12 protein-coding genes, 1 tRNA gene and 3 pseudogenes are annotated in these 17,076 nt (G+C 38.7%); 7 read left to right on the top strand and 9 right to left on the bottom strand.

Features of this window, described 5'->3' with window-relative positions; translation table 11 throughout:
• Nucleotides 1-18: 18 nt before the first annotated feature.
• A complete protein-coding gene (locus FLP15_RS04195; protein WP_142766121.1) occupies nucleotides 19-531 on the bottom strand; it encodes a cysteine hydrolase family protein in 513 nt (170 codons plus the stop codon).
• A gap of 336 nt (nucleotides 532-867) precedes the next feature.
• Entirely contained in the window at nucleotides 868-1,713 is an 846-nt protein-coding gene (locus tag FLP15_RS04190) for an aldo/keto reductase (RefSeq protein WP_142766120.1), read from the bottom strand.
• Between the two features lie 544 nt (nucleotides 1,714-2,257).
• Between FLP15_RS04190 and FLP15_RS04185 the strand changes: the two genes are divergently transcribed.
• The 5 genes from FLP15_RS04185 to FLP15_RS04170 all read left to right on the top strand — a co-directional run bounded on the left by FLP15_RS04185 (nucleotide 2,258) and on the right by FLP15_RS04170 (nucleotide 6,705).
• On the top strand, nucleotides 2,258-2,734 hold the full coding sequence (locus tag FLP15_RS04185) for an S-ribosylhomocysteine lyase (RefSeq protein WP_142766119.1): 477 nt from the start codon (nucleotides 2,258-2,260) through the stop codon (nucleotides 2,732-2,734).
• A gap of 242 nt (nucleotides 2,735-2,976) precedes the next feature.
• Nucleotides 2,977-3,138 (top strand): hypothetical protein, encoded by a 162-nt coding sequence (locus tag FLP15_RS12695; RefSeq protein ID WP_162930897.1) that lies wholly within the window; start codon nucleotides 2,977-2,979, stop codon nucleotides 3,136-3,138.
• 466 nt (nucleotides 3,139-3,604) lie between these two features.
• Nucleotides 3,605-4,624, top strand: coding sequence for a Gfo/Idh/MocA family oxidoreductase (locus FLP15_RS04180; RefSeq protein ID WP_142766118.1), 1,020 nt, complete (start codon nucleotides 3,605-3,607; stop codon nucleotides 4,622-4,624).
• Nucleotides 4,625-4,749: 125 nt separating this feature from the next.
• Entirely contained in the window at nucleotides 4,750-5,322 is a 573-nt protein-coding gene (locus FLP15_RS04175) for a bacterial Ig-like domain-containing protein (protein ID WP_142766117.1), read from the top strand.
• 63 nt (nucleotides 5,323-5,385) lie between these two features.
• Entirely contained in the window at nucleotides 5,386-6,705 is a 1,320-nt protein-coding gene (locus FLP15_RS04170; RefSeq protein ID WP_142766116.1) for an NlpC/P60 family protein, read from the top strand.
• Nucleotides 6,706-6,778: 73 nt separating this feature from the next.
• On the opposite strand, the gene FLP15_RS04165 is transcribed toward FLP15_RS04170, so the two are convergent.
• The 5 genes and pseudogenes from FLP15_RS04165 to FLP15_RS04145 form a co-directional block, all read right to left on the bottom strand.
• Nucleotides 6,779-7,285 (bottom strand): hypothetical protein, encoded by a 507-nt coding sequence (locus FLP15_RS04165; RefSeq protein ID WP_142766115.1) that lies wholly within the window; start codon nucleotides 7,283-7,285, stop codon nucleotides 6,779-6,781.
• A 432-nt stretch (nucleotides 7,286-7,717) separates the two neighbouring features.
• Nucleotides 7,718-9,564, bottom strand: a pseudogene (locus FLP15_RS04160) (ABC transporter ATP-binding protein).
• Nucleotides 9,561-11,365: pseudogene (locus FLP15_RS04155) on the bottom strand (ABC transporter ATP-binding protein). The pseudogenes FLP15_RS04160 and FLP15_RS04155 overlap by 4 nt, the downstream one beginning before the upstream one ends.
• A 495-nt stretch (nucleotides 11,366-11,860) precedes the next feature.
• Nucleotides 11,861-12,274, bottom strand: a complete 414-nt coding sequence (locus FLP15_RS04150) for a DUF1398 domain-containing protein (RefSeq protein ID WP_142766114.1) — start codon at nucleotides 12,272-12,274, stop codon at nucleotides 11,861-11,863.
• 60 nt (nucleotides 12,275-12,334) lie between these two features.
• Nucleotides 12,335-13,161: pseudogene (locus FLP15_RS04145) on the bottom strand (NAD(P)H-hydrate dehydratase).
• A 559-nt stretch (nucleotides 13,162-13,720) separates the two neighbouring features.
• Here FLP15_RS04145 and FLP15_RS04140 point away from each other — a divergent pair.
• Nucleotides 13,721-14,974, top strand: a complete 1,254-nt coding sequence (locus FLP15_RS04140; RefSeq protein WP_142766113.1) for a BaiN/RdsA family NAD(P)/FAD-dependent oxidoreductase — start codon at nucleotides 13,721-13,723, stop codon at nucleotides 14,972-14,974.
• Between the two features lie 126 nt (nucleotides 14,975-15,100).
• Nucleotides 15,101-15,186 (top strand) — tRNA-Leu (locus tag FLP15_RS04135).
• Between the two features lie 629 nt (nucleotides 15,187-15,815).
• Here the strand turns inward: FLP15_RS04135 and FLP15_RS04130 are convergent.
• Nucleotides 15,816-16,334, bottom strand: a complete 519-nt coding sequence (locus tag FLP15_RS04130; protein WP_142766112.1) for a phage major tail protein, TP901-1 family — start codon at nucleotides 16,332-16,334, stop codon at nucleotides 15,816-15,818.
• Between the two features lie 324 nt (nucleotides 16,335-16,658).
• Nucleotides 16,659-17,066, bottom strand: a complete 408-nt coding sequence (locus FLP15_RS04125; protein WP_190288345.1) for an ImmA/IrrE family metallo-endopeptidase — start codon at nucleotides 17,064-17,066, stop codon at nucleotides 16,659-16,661.
• Between the last annotated feature and the right edge of the window lie 10 nt (nucleotides 17,067-17,076).

The following is a 17,076-nucleotide window of genomic DNA, read 5'->3' as shown; positions in this document are numbered from 1 at the left end:
ATACTGACAGATTTTCTATCAGTAATTAATCACTTCAATCTGACAGGACTGCATTGTTTCCAATGCTGCCAAATGACTTTCTCTTGACACTCCTGCACAGCAATCTGCATCCACAATGAGTTTAGTTTCTGGTGCGTAAGCCTTAATCAAAAGCGCATTAGACACCACACAAATATCTGTGCAAACTCCGATTAATTCAACCTCAGTAAAGTTTCCATCTCGCACATATTCCGCAAGTGAAGTTGACCCAAAAGTTGATTTCTCAAAAATTTCTTTAAATCCCATTTGTGCTTCTTTACGAATTTGCCAGCCTTCTGTACCTTTTAGACAATGAATCACTGGAAGATTTTTCCCCTCTTGTGTCGTTAAATAATCTTCAAAGTGTGTATCCATCGTTGCCACACGGGCATCTTTTGGATATTGTTTTAATTTATTAATTACTGCTGGTACAATATTCTGCGCCTCTGGTGTTCCCAAACTTCCGTCAATAAAATCATTTTGAAAATCAACAACAACAAGTAATTTCTTCATGACTTACTCCTTTATTCATATTTATATAATAAATCTGTTCCCAAAAATAAGTTTCAGAACAGATTCAATATTTAACAAAAACCTGTCAGTAAAATTTTACTGACAGATTTTCAATAGATAACCAACACTTTTGTCAGTATACTGACAGACTTTTCTCCGTCACTTTCACCCTCATTGTATCGTTTTCCACCATACTGGTACGCTTGGGAAAAGCATCGCTTTTCTTATCCGCCACCTTGACATATTGCGTGAAGCGCAAAAGTTGCATAGAGCGTTCGCAGAACGACGTGTTAAGCACTTAACACTGTAGCCCACAAAGTGCCAACACTTGCCAAGTTAAAAGTCAACTTCGTCAGGACTCTTAGCAAGCCCTGCTTTACCATGAAGTCCATCAATAAAAGCAATATCCTCGATGCTCAAATGGAAATCAAATAGGTCAGCATTTTCGCGAATTCTTGATTCTGTCACTGATTTTGGCAATGGCAAATATCCTTTATGAAGCGACCAACGAAGTACAATTTGAGCAACTGTTTTACCATATTTTGTGGCTAAACTATTTAACTCAGCAACTTCAAAAATCTTCCCTGTTCCCAGCGGGCTATAAGCTTCAGTCAAGATATTATGATCCACATTGAAATTGACAATTGCTTCTTGTTGGTCACTTGGATTAACCATGATTTGATTAACCGCTGGTTTAATTTCGGCGACTTTAAGCAATGGTTTCAAATGACGAGGGTGGAAGTTTGAAACGCCGATAGCCCGCGCTTTACCAGCTTTCACTCCTGCTTCCATTGCCTTCCAAACATTAGCATTGCGTGTCTCAAAATCTGGACGAAAGGCTTTAGGATTTGGCCAATGAATAAGATACAAGTCCACATAATCCAAACCTAATTTTTTCAATGACTCATCTAATGCAGCTGCTGCATCAGCAGTTGTACCAACTCCCCAAAGTTTAGTTGTAATAAACAATTCTTCTCGTGGAATCCCTGAATCAGCAATTGCTTTACCAACAGATTCTTCATTTCCATAAACAGCTGCGGTATCAATGTGGCGGTAACCTGCATCAAGTGCAATTTTTACCGCGTTATAAGCTTCTTCACCATCTTTTGATTGCCACGTGCCAAAGCCAACCACAGGAATTTTAACACCGTTATTCAGCGTATAAGTGTCTGTTAAAGTCATAATATTCTCCTTGATTAAATGTGAGGAAAATGGTTTAGATTACGAAAAATAGAACAATCTTTAGACCCTGAACTAAGTACAGTTTCTAAATTTTATCTTTTTCCTAATCCTCTCATCTTCCGAAACCAGTTTTGAGATGCGAGCTTAACTCCTCTAAAATGAGAGATAATTTATCCTCTTCACTCATTTTTAGGAAAGCAAACTCAGTTACATTAAGAGATGAGTTAATCCTTTTGGAACAGTCGAATCAGAGATATCAACTTTGAAAAGGTCTCTGATTTTCTTTGTATAAAAAGATGAACTCGGTGAAGTGAAAACGTTCTACTGTTATTTTAGCACTTTTTAATTAGAATAAAAAAAGATTTCGACCAAAAAATGTTAAAATAATATAAAACATATAAAAATTGGGTTTGCCCTCCTTGAAACTAAAAAACCAGAGCAAACTCATATCACACATTAAAGGAGGAAGATACTGAATTCCGAGACAGAGCCTTTTTGTTTTTTAGACTCAAAATCCTCAAGCGACCTCAGTATCTAAAATATTATGGCTGAAGTAGAATCTTTCCAACTTGACCACACAAAAGTACTCGCACCTTACGTACGTCTTATCGGCAGCGAGACAGGACCTAAAGGCGACATCATTACTAACTTTGATGTCCGTTTCGTTCAACCCAATGCCAACGCCATTGGTATGGCAGCTTTGCACACTATCGAGCATAGTATGGCAAGTTTAATTCGCGACCGCATTGATGGTATGATTGACTTTTCACCTTTTGGTTGTCAAACTGGTTTTCACATGATTATGTGGGGAGAACATTCAACAGAAGAAATCGCTGTTGTCATTAAGTCTTCTCTTGAAGAGCTTGCAAGCCCTGAATTTGGCTGGAGAAATGTGCCTGGTGTCGCTGAGAAAGAATGTGGAAATTATAAAAATCATTCACTTTTCGGCGCACAAGAGTGGGCAAAAAAAATCCTTGCTGAAGGAATTTCAACAAATCCATTTGAGCGTAAGGTAATTTGACCAATCAAGAAGTTTAACCAAGCAAGTGTCTGCTATCTCCGCCCTTGCTAAGTTAAAATCATCTCTCCATCGTTTTCATTTTGTAGGGAAAAAGGCTTACGGGCGTGCAATCAAGAGAAAACTTTCAGTAAACTTTGATGTGGCATACAACTCCAAGTGTCCAATTTATAATGAAAGTTATTCAGCAAAATTGGTCACAAAATCATTCATTAAGTTTTTGGAAGTGAGAGGACTTTTATTAAATGGGAAAATATCAACTTGACTATAAAGGTCAAAAGGCTGTCGGAAAGTTTCATGAAAAATACTCGACAGAGGGTGGAAAAGGGATTAATACTCAAAACGCCACTCAAGCAAAAATCGAAGCATTACGTAAAAAAATAGAATCAAAGAAAGAAAGGAACTGAGTTTGAGGGGTTAGAAATCATAAAAATGAAGTCAAGACTAAATTCGAAGCATAGTGTTGCTTTCGTTCTACTAACTTCAGTGACTTCTAGTACTGTTAAAGTTTACGTAAGATGCAAACCATCTCTTGCACTTACCATTTCGCCTTGCCACTTTGCCTTTTGCTCTTACTGCTTTAGCAGTTAGCTTCGCATGACCATAGGACATTTGTCCGTTTGCTTAGGGGCTAAAGCCCCAAGAGCAAAAGGCATTGGCTGTAAGGCACTAGGTGAAACAACTAGCATATCCGTAAGTGCTAAAGCACAAACGGCTATCCTATAAAGTGCCGATGATATCTCTAAGTCACTAAAGTGACAAGAATAGAAGCAACGCCAAATGGCAATCAAACGGACAGCGGAGCCATCTAACAATTCTACTAAGTAGAATTGAAGCTGAACTAGTATGAACAAGCCCATCTCACATCTTATTATGGAAAAAAAAATTAATATTGCCTATGTTGGCTTTGGGAAGTCAACAAATCGCTATCATATTCCTTATGTAAAAACGCGTGATAACATGACAATCACTCGTGTCGTCAATCGAACACTCGGAAAACGGTCTGAACAAGCTGAGCTAGAAGCCACTGGAACTATCTTTAGCACAGATATCAATGATATTATCAATGACGATTCTATCGACCTCGCTGTTGTTGTAACGCCTGCTTTTGCACATTATGATACAGTAAAACAACTTTTGCTTGGTGGAAAAAATGTATTATGTGATAAACCTTTGGTAGAAACAGTTGAAGAAGCCAAGGAACTGATTAATATTGCTAATGAGAAGAATCTTTTCTTCATGCCTTTTCAAAATCGCCGTTTCGATAGTGATTTTTTGACAGTTAAAAAAGTAATAGAAACAGGTTACTTGGGTGATTTAGTAGATATCACGGTCAATATGGACCATTACCGTCCTAATGATTTTAGTGAAGGTGCAAATTTTGATGGTGCTTGGTACGGTCATGGTGTTCACATGGTTGACCAAATGATTTCACTTTTTGGCACTCCTGAGTCTGTGCAATACGACATTAGAGCAACCAGAGATTACGACAGTGTAGATGATTATTTTTCTGTCAATCTTATGTACCCTAAGCTTCGTGCAACTGTTGCTGCAACCGAAGTTGCTGCTCTCTCACATCCAAAATGGATTGTTTACGGCACACGCGGAACTTTTGTTAAAAATGATGTTGACCAACAAGAAAATGACCTTAAGGTCGGTATAATGCCAGGAGCTGACGGTTTTGGTTGTGATACTCCAGCCGATTTTGGATTACTGACTTATTATAACGCTAATGGTGATCGCATTGTAAAACATATTCCAACTGTTACTGGTGATTATGGACGTGTTTACGATACTGCTTATGAGAGCATTATCAATGGTGCTGATAAATTAGTCACCGATGAACAAATCTTGTCAGTTATCGCTACATTGGAAAATGGGTTTAAAAAATAAACAAAAATATTAATACAAAAAGAAGTAATTTCAAGTGAATTGCTTCTTTTTATATGTGCTATTAAAGAAAGTATGATAAAATCGTATATATAAACTTAATCAAAACTTAATAGAGAGGGTTCTCAATGAGTCAAAGAAAAATATTTTTATTTTTTATGTTAATAGTACTTTTAATAATTCCATTCCAAACGTTTGCAGACACTATAACAACAAATTCTATATCAAACAATAGTGCGGATGCAATTACTTCAGTAACAAACATAGGTGCAAACGCCACTCCTGACTCAACAAACCCTTCTAGTAGTCTAGCATCCACACAAAACTCTCCAGCCAAAGAAAGTTCAAGTGCTGCAGATAGTGGAGTTACAACACCTTCGTCAACTAATAGTTCATCATCATCGGATGAAAGCACAGCGACTCCTCAACCACAAGACGAAACAAGTCTAGTAGTCCAAGATGTTAGTTGCAATGCAGGAAGTACTTTCTCACCTGAGCAAGTATTTATATCAGCTACAGATGCTTCAGGAAACGTTCTTTCAGCTGACCAAGTACAGTATTCAGGAAACATTGATACTTCTAATCCAGGAATTTATACTTTAACAGTAACCAATGGTAATCTAATCAAAACAGCTACAATTACAGTGATTGCTCTAGCTCCAAATATCAATTATCAAGTTCAAATACAAAGTATCGGCTGACAATCTCCCGTATCAAATGGCATTCTTGCTGGAACAACTGGTCGCGCCCTTCGTGCTGAAGCTTTGAAGGCTACACTGAGTACAACTAATACAGGACTTCAAGGAGGAATCTCATACAACGCCTATGTCCAAAACTCCGGTTGGCAAAATGAAATAAGTAATGGGCAGCAATCTGGAACTACTGGCAAAAGTCTACGAATGGAAGCGATAAAAATGCATTTGACTGGAACTATCGCTGAGCAATACGATGTCTACTATCGTGTTCATGTCCAAAATATTGGCTGGATGGCATGGGCTAAAAACGGTGCCGTCTCTGGTAGTACTGGCATGTCTTTAAGAATTGAGGCCATTGAGATAATACTTATGAAAAATACTGCTCCTGCACCTTCTAACTCAGAGGCAGTTAACTTTCCTTATTTATACCAACCTTCAGTAAACTACCAAGCACATATACAGAATATTGGTTGGCAAAATTCTGTAACTAATGGAACTGTCTCTGGAACTGTGGGAAAAGCGTTGCGTATGGAAGGAATTAGGGTTTCTCTTTCTAACGTTCCTCAAGGATTATCTGGAAGCATTCAATATAAAGCACACGTACAAAGTATCGGTTGGCAAAGCATGGTTTCAAATGGTGCTATTGCTGGAACAACTGGGAAAGCGTTACGGATTGAGGCTATTTCTATTTCTTTGACAGGAGATATATCCAAATATTTTGATGTTTATTATCAAACACAAATTCAATCTTTTGGTTGGCTGGACTGGACGCACAATGGTGGAAATGCTGGGACCTCAGCAATTTCTGCACGTATGGAATCTATTAAGATTCAACTCGTTCGAAAAGGAAGTGCTGCTCCTGGAAAAACCACAAAAGCATATCTTACCAATACTGATGCTTCAACTGCCTATTTTGATTATATAAATAACTATTCTCAAAAATTAAAAGGAACACATCGGGTCATTGAGTCTACAATTTTACATGGAATTTCTTTGATAGGAAAAAGCCCTTATTGTTGGGGTGGTGGAAGAACCGCAACCTCTATTGCTGGAAATCATTTTGACTGCTCTAGTTTCGCTTCCTGGATGTATCATCTTGGAGGAAAAACAATTGATAATCAAGCCTGGACGAACACTTGGTCTCTTGCTACTAAAGGATATTCGAATACTTGGGCAAAGATTAAACGTGGCGATTTAATTATTCTTTTCCGCCCAGATGATAGTCACGTTGTGATTTATTTGGGTGATGGATTCTTTCTACATGATTCTCCCTCATCTCCCACTGGTGGGGTTGGTATTAATCGTTTAAGTGATTACCATCCCGGTTTCAAAATGAGTTGGAAACAAGTATTTAATTATTCTGGCACCGTGATTCGTACTGTTTCATAGATAAAAAATTATTAACCTTTGTCGGCAAAATAAAAACTGTGTCAGCATACTGACACAGTTTTTATGACAATTTTTAAGCCACAAATAGTACAACTTGTAGTGCTGCGGCTAGGGCATAGAAACCATAGGTGAAAAGCAATACTCGACTGTGCTTCATCATTGCTCTACGACTCAAAAGCAACATTCCATAAACGGTTAAGGCAACGATGAGTCCAGTGGCATGAACGACCGCTGTAGGAAGGGCTTCAATTGCAAAATATTCTGCGAGCGAGACAAGTGCAGCGACAGGTAAAAGACTGGCTAATGTCCAATGATAAGCTACACCGTAACTATAGCTCGTTTTATTATGAGTTGAGCGCCATTTTGCAATTGCAAAGTAAATGCCTGACAAAAGCAATGGGACCAACACTGGTGCTGTCCAAAGCATAAATTGGCTAAAGGCTGAGAATTGACTTTCTGCCTGCAGTAAAGGCCACTGAATCATCAAACTCAACATCATAAAACTAACGATTGAACCAAAAATACCAAGTCTTGTCAGCTGAGTTTTTCCGTCAATAATTTTGTAAGAACCTGCAAACATTCGTTTCTCCTTTCATTCAAGAGTTGAACTCATATAATGATGAGTTCTTAATTTTGTTTTAATATAAATCTCATAATTATATTATACTATGTTTTACTTTTGGAAAGAAATCATATAAAAAAGTCTGTCAGTATACTGACAGACTTTTCAGCTCTGCTGATAAGTCTTTTATTCGCCGATTCAATGCTTCCCTTGGGCGCATTGAACTGACAGACTTTTCATTTTTCATCAAAGCAAGTGCGTGCTAACCTCCCTCCCTTGCAGGTAGGGGATGAAGCAGCACTAAAGCTTCGAGTTTCGTCCGACTGCCATAGGACGTTGGCGCTTTTAGCGCCTAGGTTTCTTGGACAAGGTGACCTCATATCTAAGATGTGAGGTTGTACCTTAAATTCAGGGGAAGTTAAAACTTCCCCTGAATAAGTCTTGACTTCATTATTGAGCAAATTGTGAGTTATATAAGTCAGCATACATTCCTCCTTGGTTAAGAAGCTGCTCATGATTGCCCTTTTCTACGATATTTCCATGATTCATGACTAAAATTTGGTCGCTATCTCGAATGGTTGATAAACGGTGAGCAACAACAAAGCTCGTACGCCCTTTGAGCAGACGATTCATTGCGTTTTGAATCAAGCGTTCTGTCCGCGTATCAACTGAACTCGTCGCCTCATCAAGAATCAAGATTTCAGGATTAGCCAGAAATGCACGTGCAATCGTCAAAAGTTGCCGTTGACCTTGCGAAATATTTGTCGCTTCTTCGTTTAAAACAGTCTGATAGCCTTGAGGAAGAGTAGTAATAAATTCGTCTGCATAAGCCATCTTGGAAGCAGCAATCACTTCTTCGTCAGTCGCATCAAGCCTGCCATAGCGCAGATTATCCATGATTGTCCCATTGAATAACCAAGTTTCCTGAAGTACCATCGCCATACGTCGTCTTAGATTTTCTCGCTTCATCTCACGGATATTTCTACCTTCAAGCAATATTTCCCCAGATGTCGTATCATAAAAACGCTCAAGTAAATTAATCATTGTAGTTTTACCCGCACCCGTAGGTCCAACGATAGCCACTATTTCACCATTTTTTACTTCAATATTGACATTGGTCATCAAAGGTTGATTTTCATTGTAAGAAAATGCCACTTTGTCAAAACTGATGAAACTGTCAGCATTTTCTGACTCTGAAAGCCGACTTACAGGAGAATCTACGCTTTCTGTCAGTTCTTCTTCGTCCAAAACTTCAAAAATACGCTCGGCAGAAGCTACTGTTGCCTGAATCGTATTGAGCATATTTGAAATATTTGTGATGGGCTGTGAAAATTGATTGGTGTATTGAAGCATGGCTTGGACATCCCCAAATTTACCGTACCTGAGACCACCTTAACTCCACCAATGACGGCCATCGCCAAATAGTCCAAGTTATTAATAAATCTCATCGTTGGATAAATCAAAGTCGAAACAAATTGTGCTCGCCAAGCCGTTTGATAAAAATCATCATTTTGTTTAGCAAAACGCGCCAAAGTTTCTTCTTCATGATTAAAAGTTTTGACTACTGTATGTCCAGCATAATTTTCTTCGATTTGGTCGTTCAAAAGTCCAAGATTTTTTTGTTGTTGGGCAAAATATTTTTGTGACATTGGGGCGACAATTCTTACAGTAATCATTGCCAGTGGAACCGTAATGAAAGCAACCAAAGCCAACTGCCAAGAAATGGTCAGCATAAAATAAATCGTCCCGATAAATTGTAAAACTGAAGTCACAAGCTGAATCAATGTCTGATTTAAAGTGCCTGAGATATTGTCCATATCATTAATCATCCGACTCATGATATCACCATTATTATGCGTATCATAATAACTCACTGGCAATTTTCTCATCTTTTCCTTAAACTCACGTCTGAGCGCATAAACCGTCCGTTGAGAAATCCGTGTCATGATGCTCTGTTGCAAAACACCCGAAATAAAACTAATCACATAAATCACGGCAACATAAAGCAAGATAGACTCAACCTTTGCCATATCAATATGGATGGATGGATTGAGCTTTAAACTCGTTGTCACTCCGTTAAAGATAACAGTTGTCGCATTCCCAAGAATTTTTGGCGCCTGAACAGACAAAATCACAGAGATGGCAGCAATCACCATGGAGAAAATCACGCCCCACATATCACGACGCATATATTTGAACAAACGGACGATTGTCGGCCAGAAATTTTCAGCTCGTCTTACTTTTTTGAACCGCTCTGCTCCACCTCCGCCACGATTCATATAATTTCCACGCATCATAGGCTATTCCCTCCTTTCACTGTTCCAATAGACGTCTCTTGTTGCCCCCAGCCTTTCGATTGGATACCCATTTTTTCGAGGTCTTGGTCAGATAATTGAGAGCGCATAATTTCCTGATATTGTGAACAATTTTTTGACAGGCTTTCATGTGTCCCCAATCCTACAGCACGCCCGTTTTCCAAAACTAAAATTTGCTCCGCATTCATTACCGTCGCAATCCGCTGTGCAACAATGATTTTAATTTTATTTTTATGTCGTTCAGAATGATTAATGGCTTGTCGTAACTTGCTATCTGTCGCAAAATCCAGCGCTGAAAAAGAATCATCAAATAGATAAACTTCTGCATCCTTGATTAAACTTCTAGCGATAGACAAACGTTGACGTTGACCTCCACTAAAGTTTGCACCATTTTGCTCAACTGTCATATCAAGACCGCCCTGTTCGCGCACAAAATCGGCAGCCTGTGCAATTTCAAGAGCTTGCCACATTTCTGGTTCTGTTGCATTGGGCTTGCCAAAATACAGGTTTGAGCGCACGGTTCCTGAAAACAGTACTGCTTTCTGTTGTGTCATTGCGACTTTGCTATGAAGTTCATGTTGAGGCATTTTTCGAATGTCAATGCCATCAAGACGAATCGCTCCTTTCGTCACATCAATCAATCTTGCAATCAAATTTAACAATGTTGATTTACCAGACCCCGTCCCACCAATGATTGCAAGCGTCTGACCTTCTGTCACATTTACAGACAAGTCTGTCAGTGCATTTCGTTCTGCTTCATCAAATTTAAAATTGACTTTCTCCAGTTTTAAACTTCTGTCAGCACTGCTAGCATTTCTGTCAGTACTGACAGGGTCATTAATACGGTCAAAAAGCTCCAAAACTTCCCGAACACGCGTAGCAGAAACCTGAGCACGCGGTACCATGACAGCGACCGCAGATAACTGCATAAAGCTCATCAAAATTTGTGTCGCATAGGTCAAAAATGCAACTAAGGAACCCATTTCCATCCTACTTTGGCTCAGTAAGTGTGCACCAAACCAGACAATTCCAATATTTGTGAAACTCAGAATTACCGTCATAATGGGTGATAACATCGCAATCGTCGTCAAAACAACACGACTGGTATGGGTCAAATCACGATTGGCTGTATCAAATTTTTCAACTTCATAATCATCTCGATTAAAAGCGCGAATAACACGTACTCCAGTCAGTCCTTGTTGGAAAATTAAATTGATTTTATCAATCTTCTTTTGCATTGTCCTGAAACGCGGCACAGCAATTGCCATATTTACTACCACGGCTAAAGTCAAGATTGGCAATGAAATCAAGAAAACAAGCATCAAATCATGTGATAATTTCCAAGCCATAAAAATGGAGCCAATCAGCATCATAGGTGCCATCAGCATCATACGCAGCATGGTTTGAAAAACATTCTGTAGCTGAGTGACGTCATTTGTCGTTCTCGTAATCAATGTGGCATCACCCAATTCTTGAAAATTTCGCTCGTCCATAAAGAGAACTTTTTTAAACAAATCTTGACGTAGTTTCTTGCCTGCACCTTGCGATTCTTTAGAGGCAAAATAAACATTGCCCACTGCAGTTACCCAGCTCAAGAGTGCGACTACAAGCATGACGCCCCCATTGACCAAATGTAGTGCATATCTGATTTTGCAATACCCAAATTAATAATATCCGCTGTAATTGTTGGGAGCCAGAGGTTAGTTACCACTTGAATAACCAACAAAAAAAGCGCCCAAAATACCGGCCAAAAATTTAAATACCGTCGTCCAATATTAAGCATAATTAAGATGTGAGTTCGTCCAAGTATTTTTGTTCCCCATACAACAGCCTTACCCTATCGTTGTAAAAAGTTATCAACGAATTCGGAAAACTAGCGCAAGACACGTATTTCGTGCGATATTTTGAGAACCTTCTTCACTCATTCCACTCGCAGTGAATGAAACGAACGTAAACCATTCCCAGAACGGCGCACAAAGTGCGTGCTTTGCGACGCTTGAAAAAAATGAAGCTTCTCTTCTCCACAGTCTTGATGCAAAACTTGCGACTGTCCCAGAGTCTTCGTTAAATCTCATATCTCTGAAATATATGGCGAAATATTGTAAATAAACTACAAACACTACTAATGATAGCAGGACGAACCCGATTCTCCTTTCAAAAACTACGTTTAGTAGTATTTTTTCTAGTATTATTAGTTCATAAAAAATATTATAGCATTTTTCGAGTAAAATAGTGCTAAAAAAGTTGCTGATAAAACTCCATCAACAACTTTTCTATATTACTCAATATTTACTTCTGGATAAGCCTCAGTATAGCTCTCACCAAAAGCACCGTGATAGGTTACTGTACGTTGTGTAAAATCAACAACGTAATAAGTCACTCCTGCTTCCCATGCTGCTCGCAAAAATTCCCCAAGCGTTGTCTCGCCTGCTTGGTCAATTCTCAAAGCTTTAATCAATGCCGTTTCATCAAAAGGAGGAACTTCGTAAGCCCCTGTAATCAAAGGCACATCTGTTACCGCAATCGCACCCTTTACTGTCCAAAAACTACTCTGTGCTGAAGGCAAAGTCCAAATATTTTTTAGTACACCTGCTTGCCTCAAACACTCCGCTAAATAGGGAAAACCACCTACTTTAGGACGAATCGCTTCTGCTTTCTGCATCGCTTGTTGTACCAGTTCTACTGCATTCATATTTTTCTCCTTTAATATATGAAGGTGTTTGCTCATATTCTGTTAAATTTTTACAGTCTCTCAACACTCAAAACGTTTCATCATTTTAGGCAATTGCTCAATAATTTGACTTGGTAATACGACATATTGTGAAGTCGCTAAGTCATGAGCAATGAAACTGTGCAAATAAGTCGCTGCTGCTACAGTTTCATGGACTTCTCCATGAAATTGCGCCAAAAATCCACCGATTATTCCTGCTAAAGTATCGCCCATTCCCCTGTTGCTTGAGCTGGCGTGCCAATAGTCAGAAAATATGTTTCTTGACTTGGCGAGAAAACTTTTGTTTCTGGTGATTTTGCAACCACCATTGCCCCAAGCTGATTAACAAACTTTTGCACGCTGTCAGCATACTGACAGCCAATTTTTAGCCCTGATAGCCGTTGTAACTCCATCTCATGCGGCGTAAAAATTGTATTTTGAGGAAATCTTAGCTTTAGATTATTTTCAGAAAAAAGTGTAATCGCTGACCCATCAATGACTAACTTTTGAGTACCTGTCAGTGCTGACAAAACTTCTGTCAATAAATCCAGACGTTCCAAGCCCAATCCGCAGCCAATGACAACCACATCAGCAACACTCAAAACCTCTGTCAGCGCTGATAAATCATCAAAATCAATGACCATCGCCTCTGGAAGCCGTGCGTGCAGCGCTGCATGGTTGGACAAATGGCAAGCCACTGTAACCAAACCGCTACCTGCATAGACAGCTGCCGTCGCTGCTAGTATCGCAGCACCACCATACTCAGCATTTCCACCGACAATCACCACGCGCCCAAAACTGCCTTTATGCGAATTTCGTGGTCTTTTGACAATCACATTGCTCAAGTTTCTTTCTGTCAGTTCAATCATATCTTCATTATATCATGAAATCCAAACAAAAGTTTGACATCACTGACAAAAAATATTTTCAACAAAAACCATATCATTTACTATGAAGTCAAGACTTATTCAGTGGGAGTTTCGTAAAACATTTGTCCATTTTCTCTAGTCGCTATCTTCGCTGCGCTACGCTGTCCGTTTGCTTAGCTGCTAAAGCAGCAAGAGCAAAAGGCAAAGCGACTGATAAAAGGGCAACTCGCCACTGAATCTAAGGTACAACCTCACATCTTCGATATGAGGTCACACCTCCGCTTCACTTCGTTATCCATTCGCTCTATCTCCGCTTTGCTGCGCTGTCGATTTCACTAAGCCACTAAAGTGGCAAGTTCAAATCGCAATCGACTAAAGTCGCAAGGCGAAGTGGTCTTTTCCAAGAAGCCTAGGCGCTAAAAGCACCAACGCGCCCTATGGCGGTCGGACGAAATTCAATGCTTAGTGCGTGCTAAGTTAAAATAGAATTAATCTATTATAAAAACTTATGTCGTTAATCTCTAAGCGAATTTATCAGTTTTCATGATATAATTTTAACATGAAAAAATTTGATGTAATCGTTGTTGGCGCTGGTCCATCAGGAATGATGGCAGCAATCTCTGCAGCACAAAAAGGCTGCAAAGTTGCGCTCATTGACAAAAATAAAAAAGTCGGAAAAAAACTGCTGATGACAGGTGGTGGACGTTGCAATGTCACTAACTCACGCTCGGTTGAAGAAATATTGTCCAATGTTCCAGGGAATGGGCGTTTTCTCTATTCCGCTTTTTCTCAATTTTCTAATCAAAATATCATTGAATTCTTCGAAAACACTGGCGTAAAATTAAAAGAGGAAGACCATGGGCGAATGTTCCCTATAACCGACAAATCAAAAACCATTGTAGATGCCCTGTTTAACAAAATTCTTAGTTTGCATATCAGTTATTTCCCCAACCAAGCGGTGACGCAACTTTTGCTTGACAATACTGCTGTTACTGGTGTTTCTACTGTCTCCGATGATTTTTTTGCACCTCGTGTTATCTTGTCAACGGGCGGACGCGCCTATCCCTCCACGGGTTCAACTGGAGATGGTTATCGTTTAGCAAAATCTGCTGGCCATAGCATTTCCCATCTTTATGCCACAGAATCTGCATTAATTTCTAATGAAACATTTATTTTAGATAAAACGCTTCAAGGGATTTCTTTACGAGATGTTTCTCTTTCCGTCCTCAATGCCAAAGGCAAGACTGTTGTAAGCCATCAACATGACTTGCTTTTCACTCATTTTGGTTTAAGTGGTCCCGCAGCTTTACGTTGTTCAAGCTTTATCAATCAACTTTTAGCTAAAGACGAACCTTTTGTTACTGTAAAATTGGATCAATTTCCAAATAAAAGTGCCAGCCAGCTAAAACACGAGCTATCATTACTTACAAAATCCGATAAATCTATCAAAAATGCACTGTCAGCATTGACACAAGAACGTATGCTGCTTTTCATTCTCCAAAAAGCCAAAATCTCCTCCGAACTTCCTGTCAGAACACTGACAGAAAAGCAAATCGAAAAACTTGTTGACCTTTTCAAAAATTTATTGATTAAGATTGCTCAGACTTTTCCTATCGAAAAATCCTTTGTCACTGGTGGCGGTGTTCGTCTTAAAGAAATCAATCCGAAAACGATGGAAAGTAAAATCACAACAGGCTTATTCCTAACAGGAGAACTCCTTGATATCAATGGTTATACTGGTGGTTATAATATCACCTGTGCCTTCGTCACTGGCTGGGTTGCGGGCTTTCATAGTGCAGAAAACATAGATTAGCGAAAAACTGTATTCACGCGAACTATTTCGTGAACGAGCTGCCCTCTTATGAGCTGTATGAGTCCCACGTACAGCTGGCACTTGCACAATAGACGAGGAAATGGTACTATATTAAGGTACTGTCTTGCGGTGGTGGCGGAATTGGCAGACGCGCAGGATTAAGGATCCTGTGACCGCTTTAGGTCGTGAGGGTTCAAGTCCCTCCCACCGCACTAATACAAAAGCACTTGGTATATTCCAAGTGCTTTTTTAGTAGATAATCACCTGTACAGTATGTTTTTCCTTTAAGGTTCTTCTCCTTTTTTAATACATTATTCATATTTTTTGTGAATCCGCTACTATTCCTGATTGTTTATTAAACCTCTCTAATGCATTTGTCGCTTCTTTGATTGCACCGTTTTTCTTTAAAACTGTTCAAACTAGTCTGAACAGTTTGAGCCATAGCTTTAGCATGCCCATAATATCTGACATAGCAGTAATTAATATACCCCTATTACTTATCGGTACTATTTTCATCGTTGTCATCGTTATTTCATTCATCATTGAATTCTTTACCGCTCGTTTTATTTTCCAATTTTTTGATGATAACTTTTATATAAAAGTTATTTGTAAGTGATAAAAGAACTAATCTTTTTTATTCTGTCTTTTTCTTTTTATATACTCTCTGAAACGCTCTTTAATCGTCTGTATTTGTGGGTTATCCTCGCTTTGAAACTCTCCTCCCACTTTAGTAATCCGTACTTTATAATCGTAAAATTTTTTCAAACTTATCATATTTGTGAGTGATAAAAAAACTTCCTCTGTATTTTCCTGTTCTAAATACAGAGGAAGTTTTTTTATATTAAGCTGGATTTGTTACTGTAGTATCTTGGAAGACATAGTCTACAATAGCTTGGTTTTCAGATGAGAGTGTTGCTTCTCCTGATTTTCCAGCACCGTTGACTGCAAATTTTGTGTCAACTTCAGCAATATCCTCAGCATTTGTCTTGAGCGTGAATTCTGTCATGATTGCTTGGAAATACTCCGCCTCATATTTTTCGCCATCTGCTGTTGGTTCATCAAGATTAATCTCCCAAATTTCAACGGCTTCTCCTGAGCGGACTGCATCTTTAAATTTTTGAATCAAAGGACTGTGAGTTGCAAGAAGAGAGGTCGCTGTAATTTCTTCTGAAACTGGTTTTGTTTTAACAAGATTTCCATCTTTCGTAGCAGTAATGTCACTATCAGCTGAGATAGTATGTTCATTTTCTGTTTGAAAAGCCAATGCAGAAGCGCCTGCTGTCAACCGATCTGAATAAAGACGATAAAGATAAACGACGCGCTTTCCTTCAATTTGTACTGGTGTTGTTGTATCTGCCATTTGTTATTTCTCCTATTTGTTTTTTTTATAGTATTCATCGTCTGAGTCGTGCGCACTGTCACTCTGACTATTTTATAAGTTAAAATTATTCTTTTCAATCTTTTTTTTGCAATTATTTACTCTAATTAGTAGGCAGTGGGTAGACTTTATCCCTGATTTGTAAAATATTACTGTTTTTTAAATTATTTTAACTTATGAATTTATATTACTCTTTTCAATAGTCATTGTCAAGAGAAAAATATTCTTTTTAATAAAAATAATTATATTTTTTATCTTAAATCATAGAAAAACGCTGTAATATCGAAGTACCAGCGTTATTTTTTATTAATTAGAATAATTGAGAAGTTGTCGAAAAACTGAGTCTGCCATATCGTAAAGGCTTGGTTTGATATGAAAAAGAGTGAGAAAACCATGAATGTCAATATAATCAGGCTGATCGTCAAAACTTTCAAGATATTGTTCTGCTCTGGATTTTACCATATATCGGTCAGCCTGATTTTCTTCTCCAACATGAATCATGTCAGGCTGGCAGTCATAGCGATAATGTCCGCTTATCAAGTGTCCCAACTCATGTAAGATAATGTTTTCACGTTCAATTTCCGCTAACATCCCATTGACAAAAATAATATTATCATCTGGAAAATATATCCCATCGGTTTGACTTTCAGGATTGGTCGGATAAAAGAGGATGACTTCTACGCCTAGCTCTTTAATCAGTGCGTTATACTCCATCGCGTTTCCC

The organism is Lactococcus protaetiae, from assembly GCF_006965445.1.
GTDB lineage: Bacteria > Bacillota > Bacilli > Lactobacillales > Streptococcaceae > Lactococcus > Lactococcus protaetiae.
Note: the sequence above shows the minus strand (reverse complement) of the source record. Positions and strands in the feature narration are given on the sequence as shown.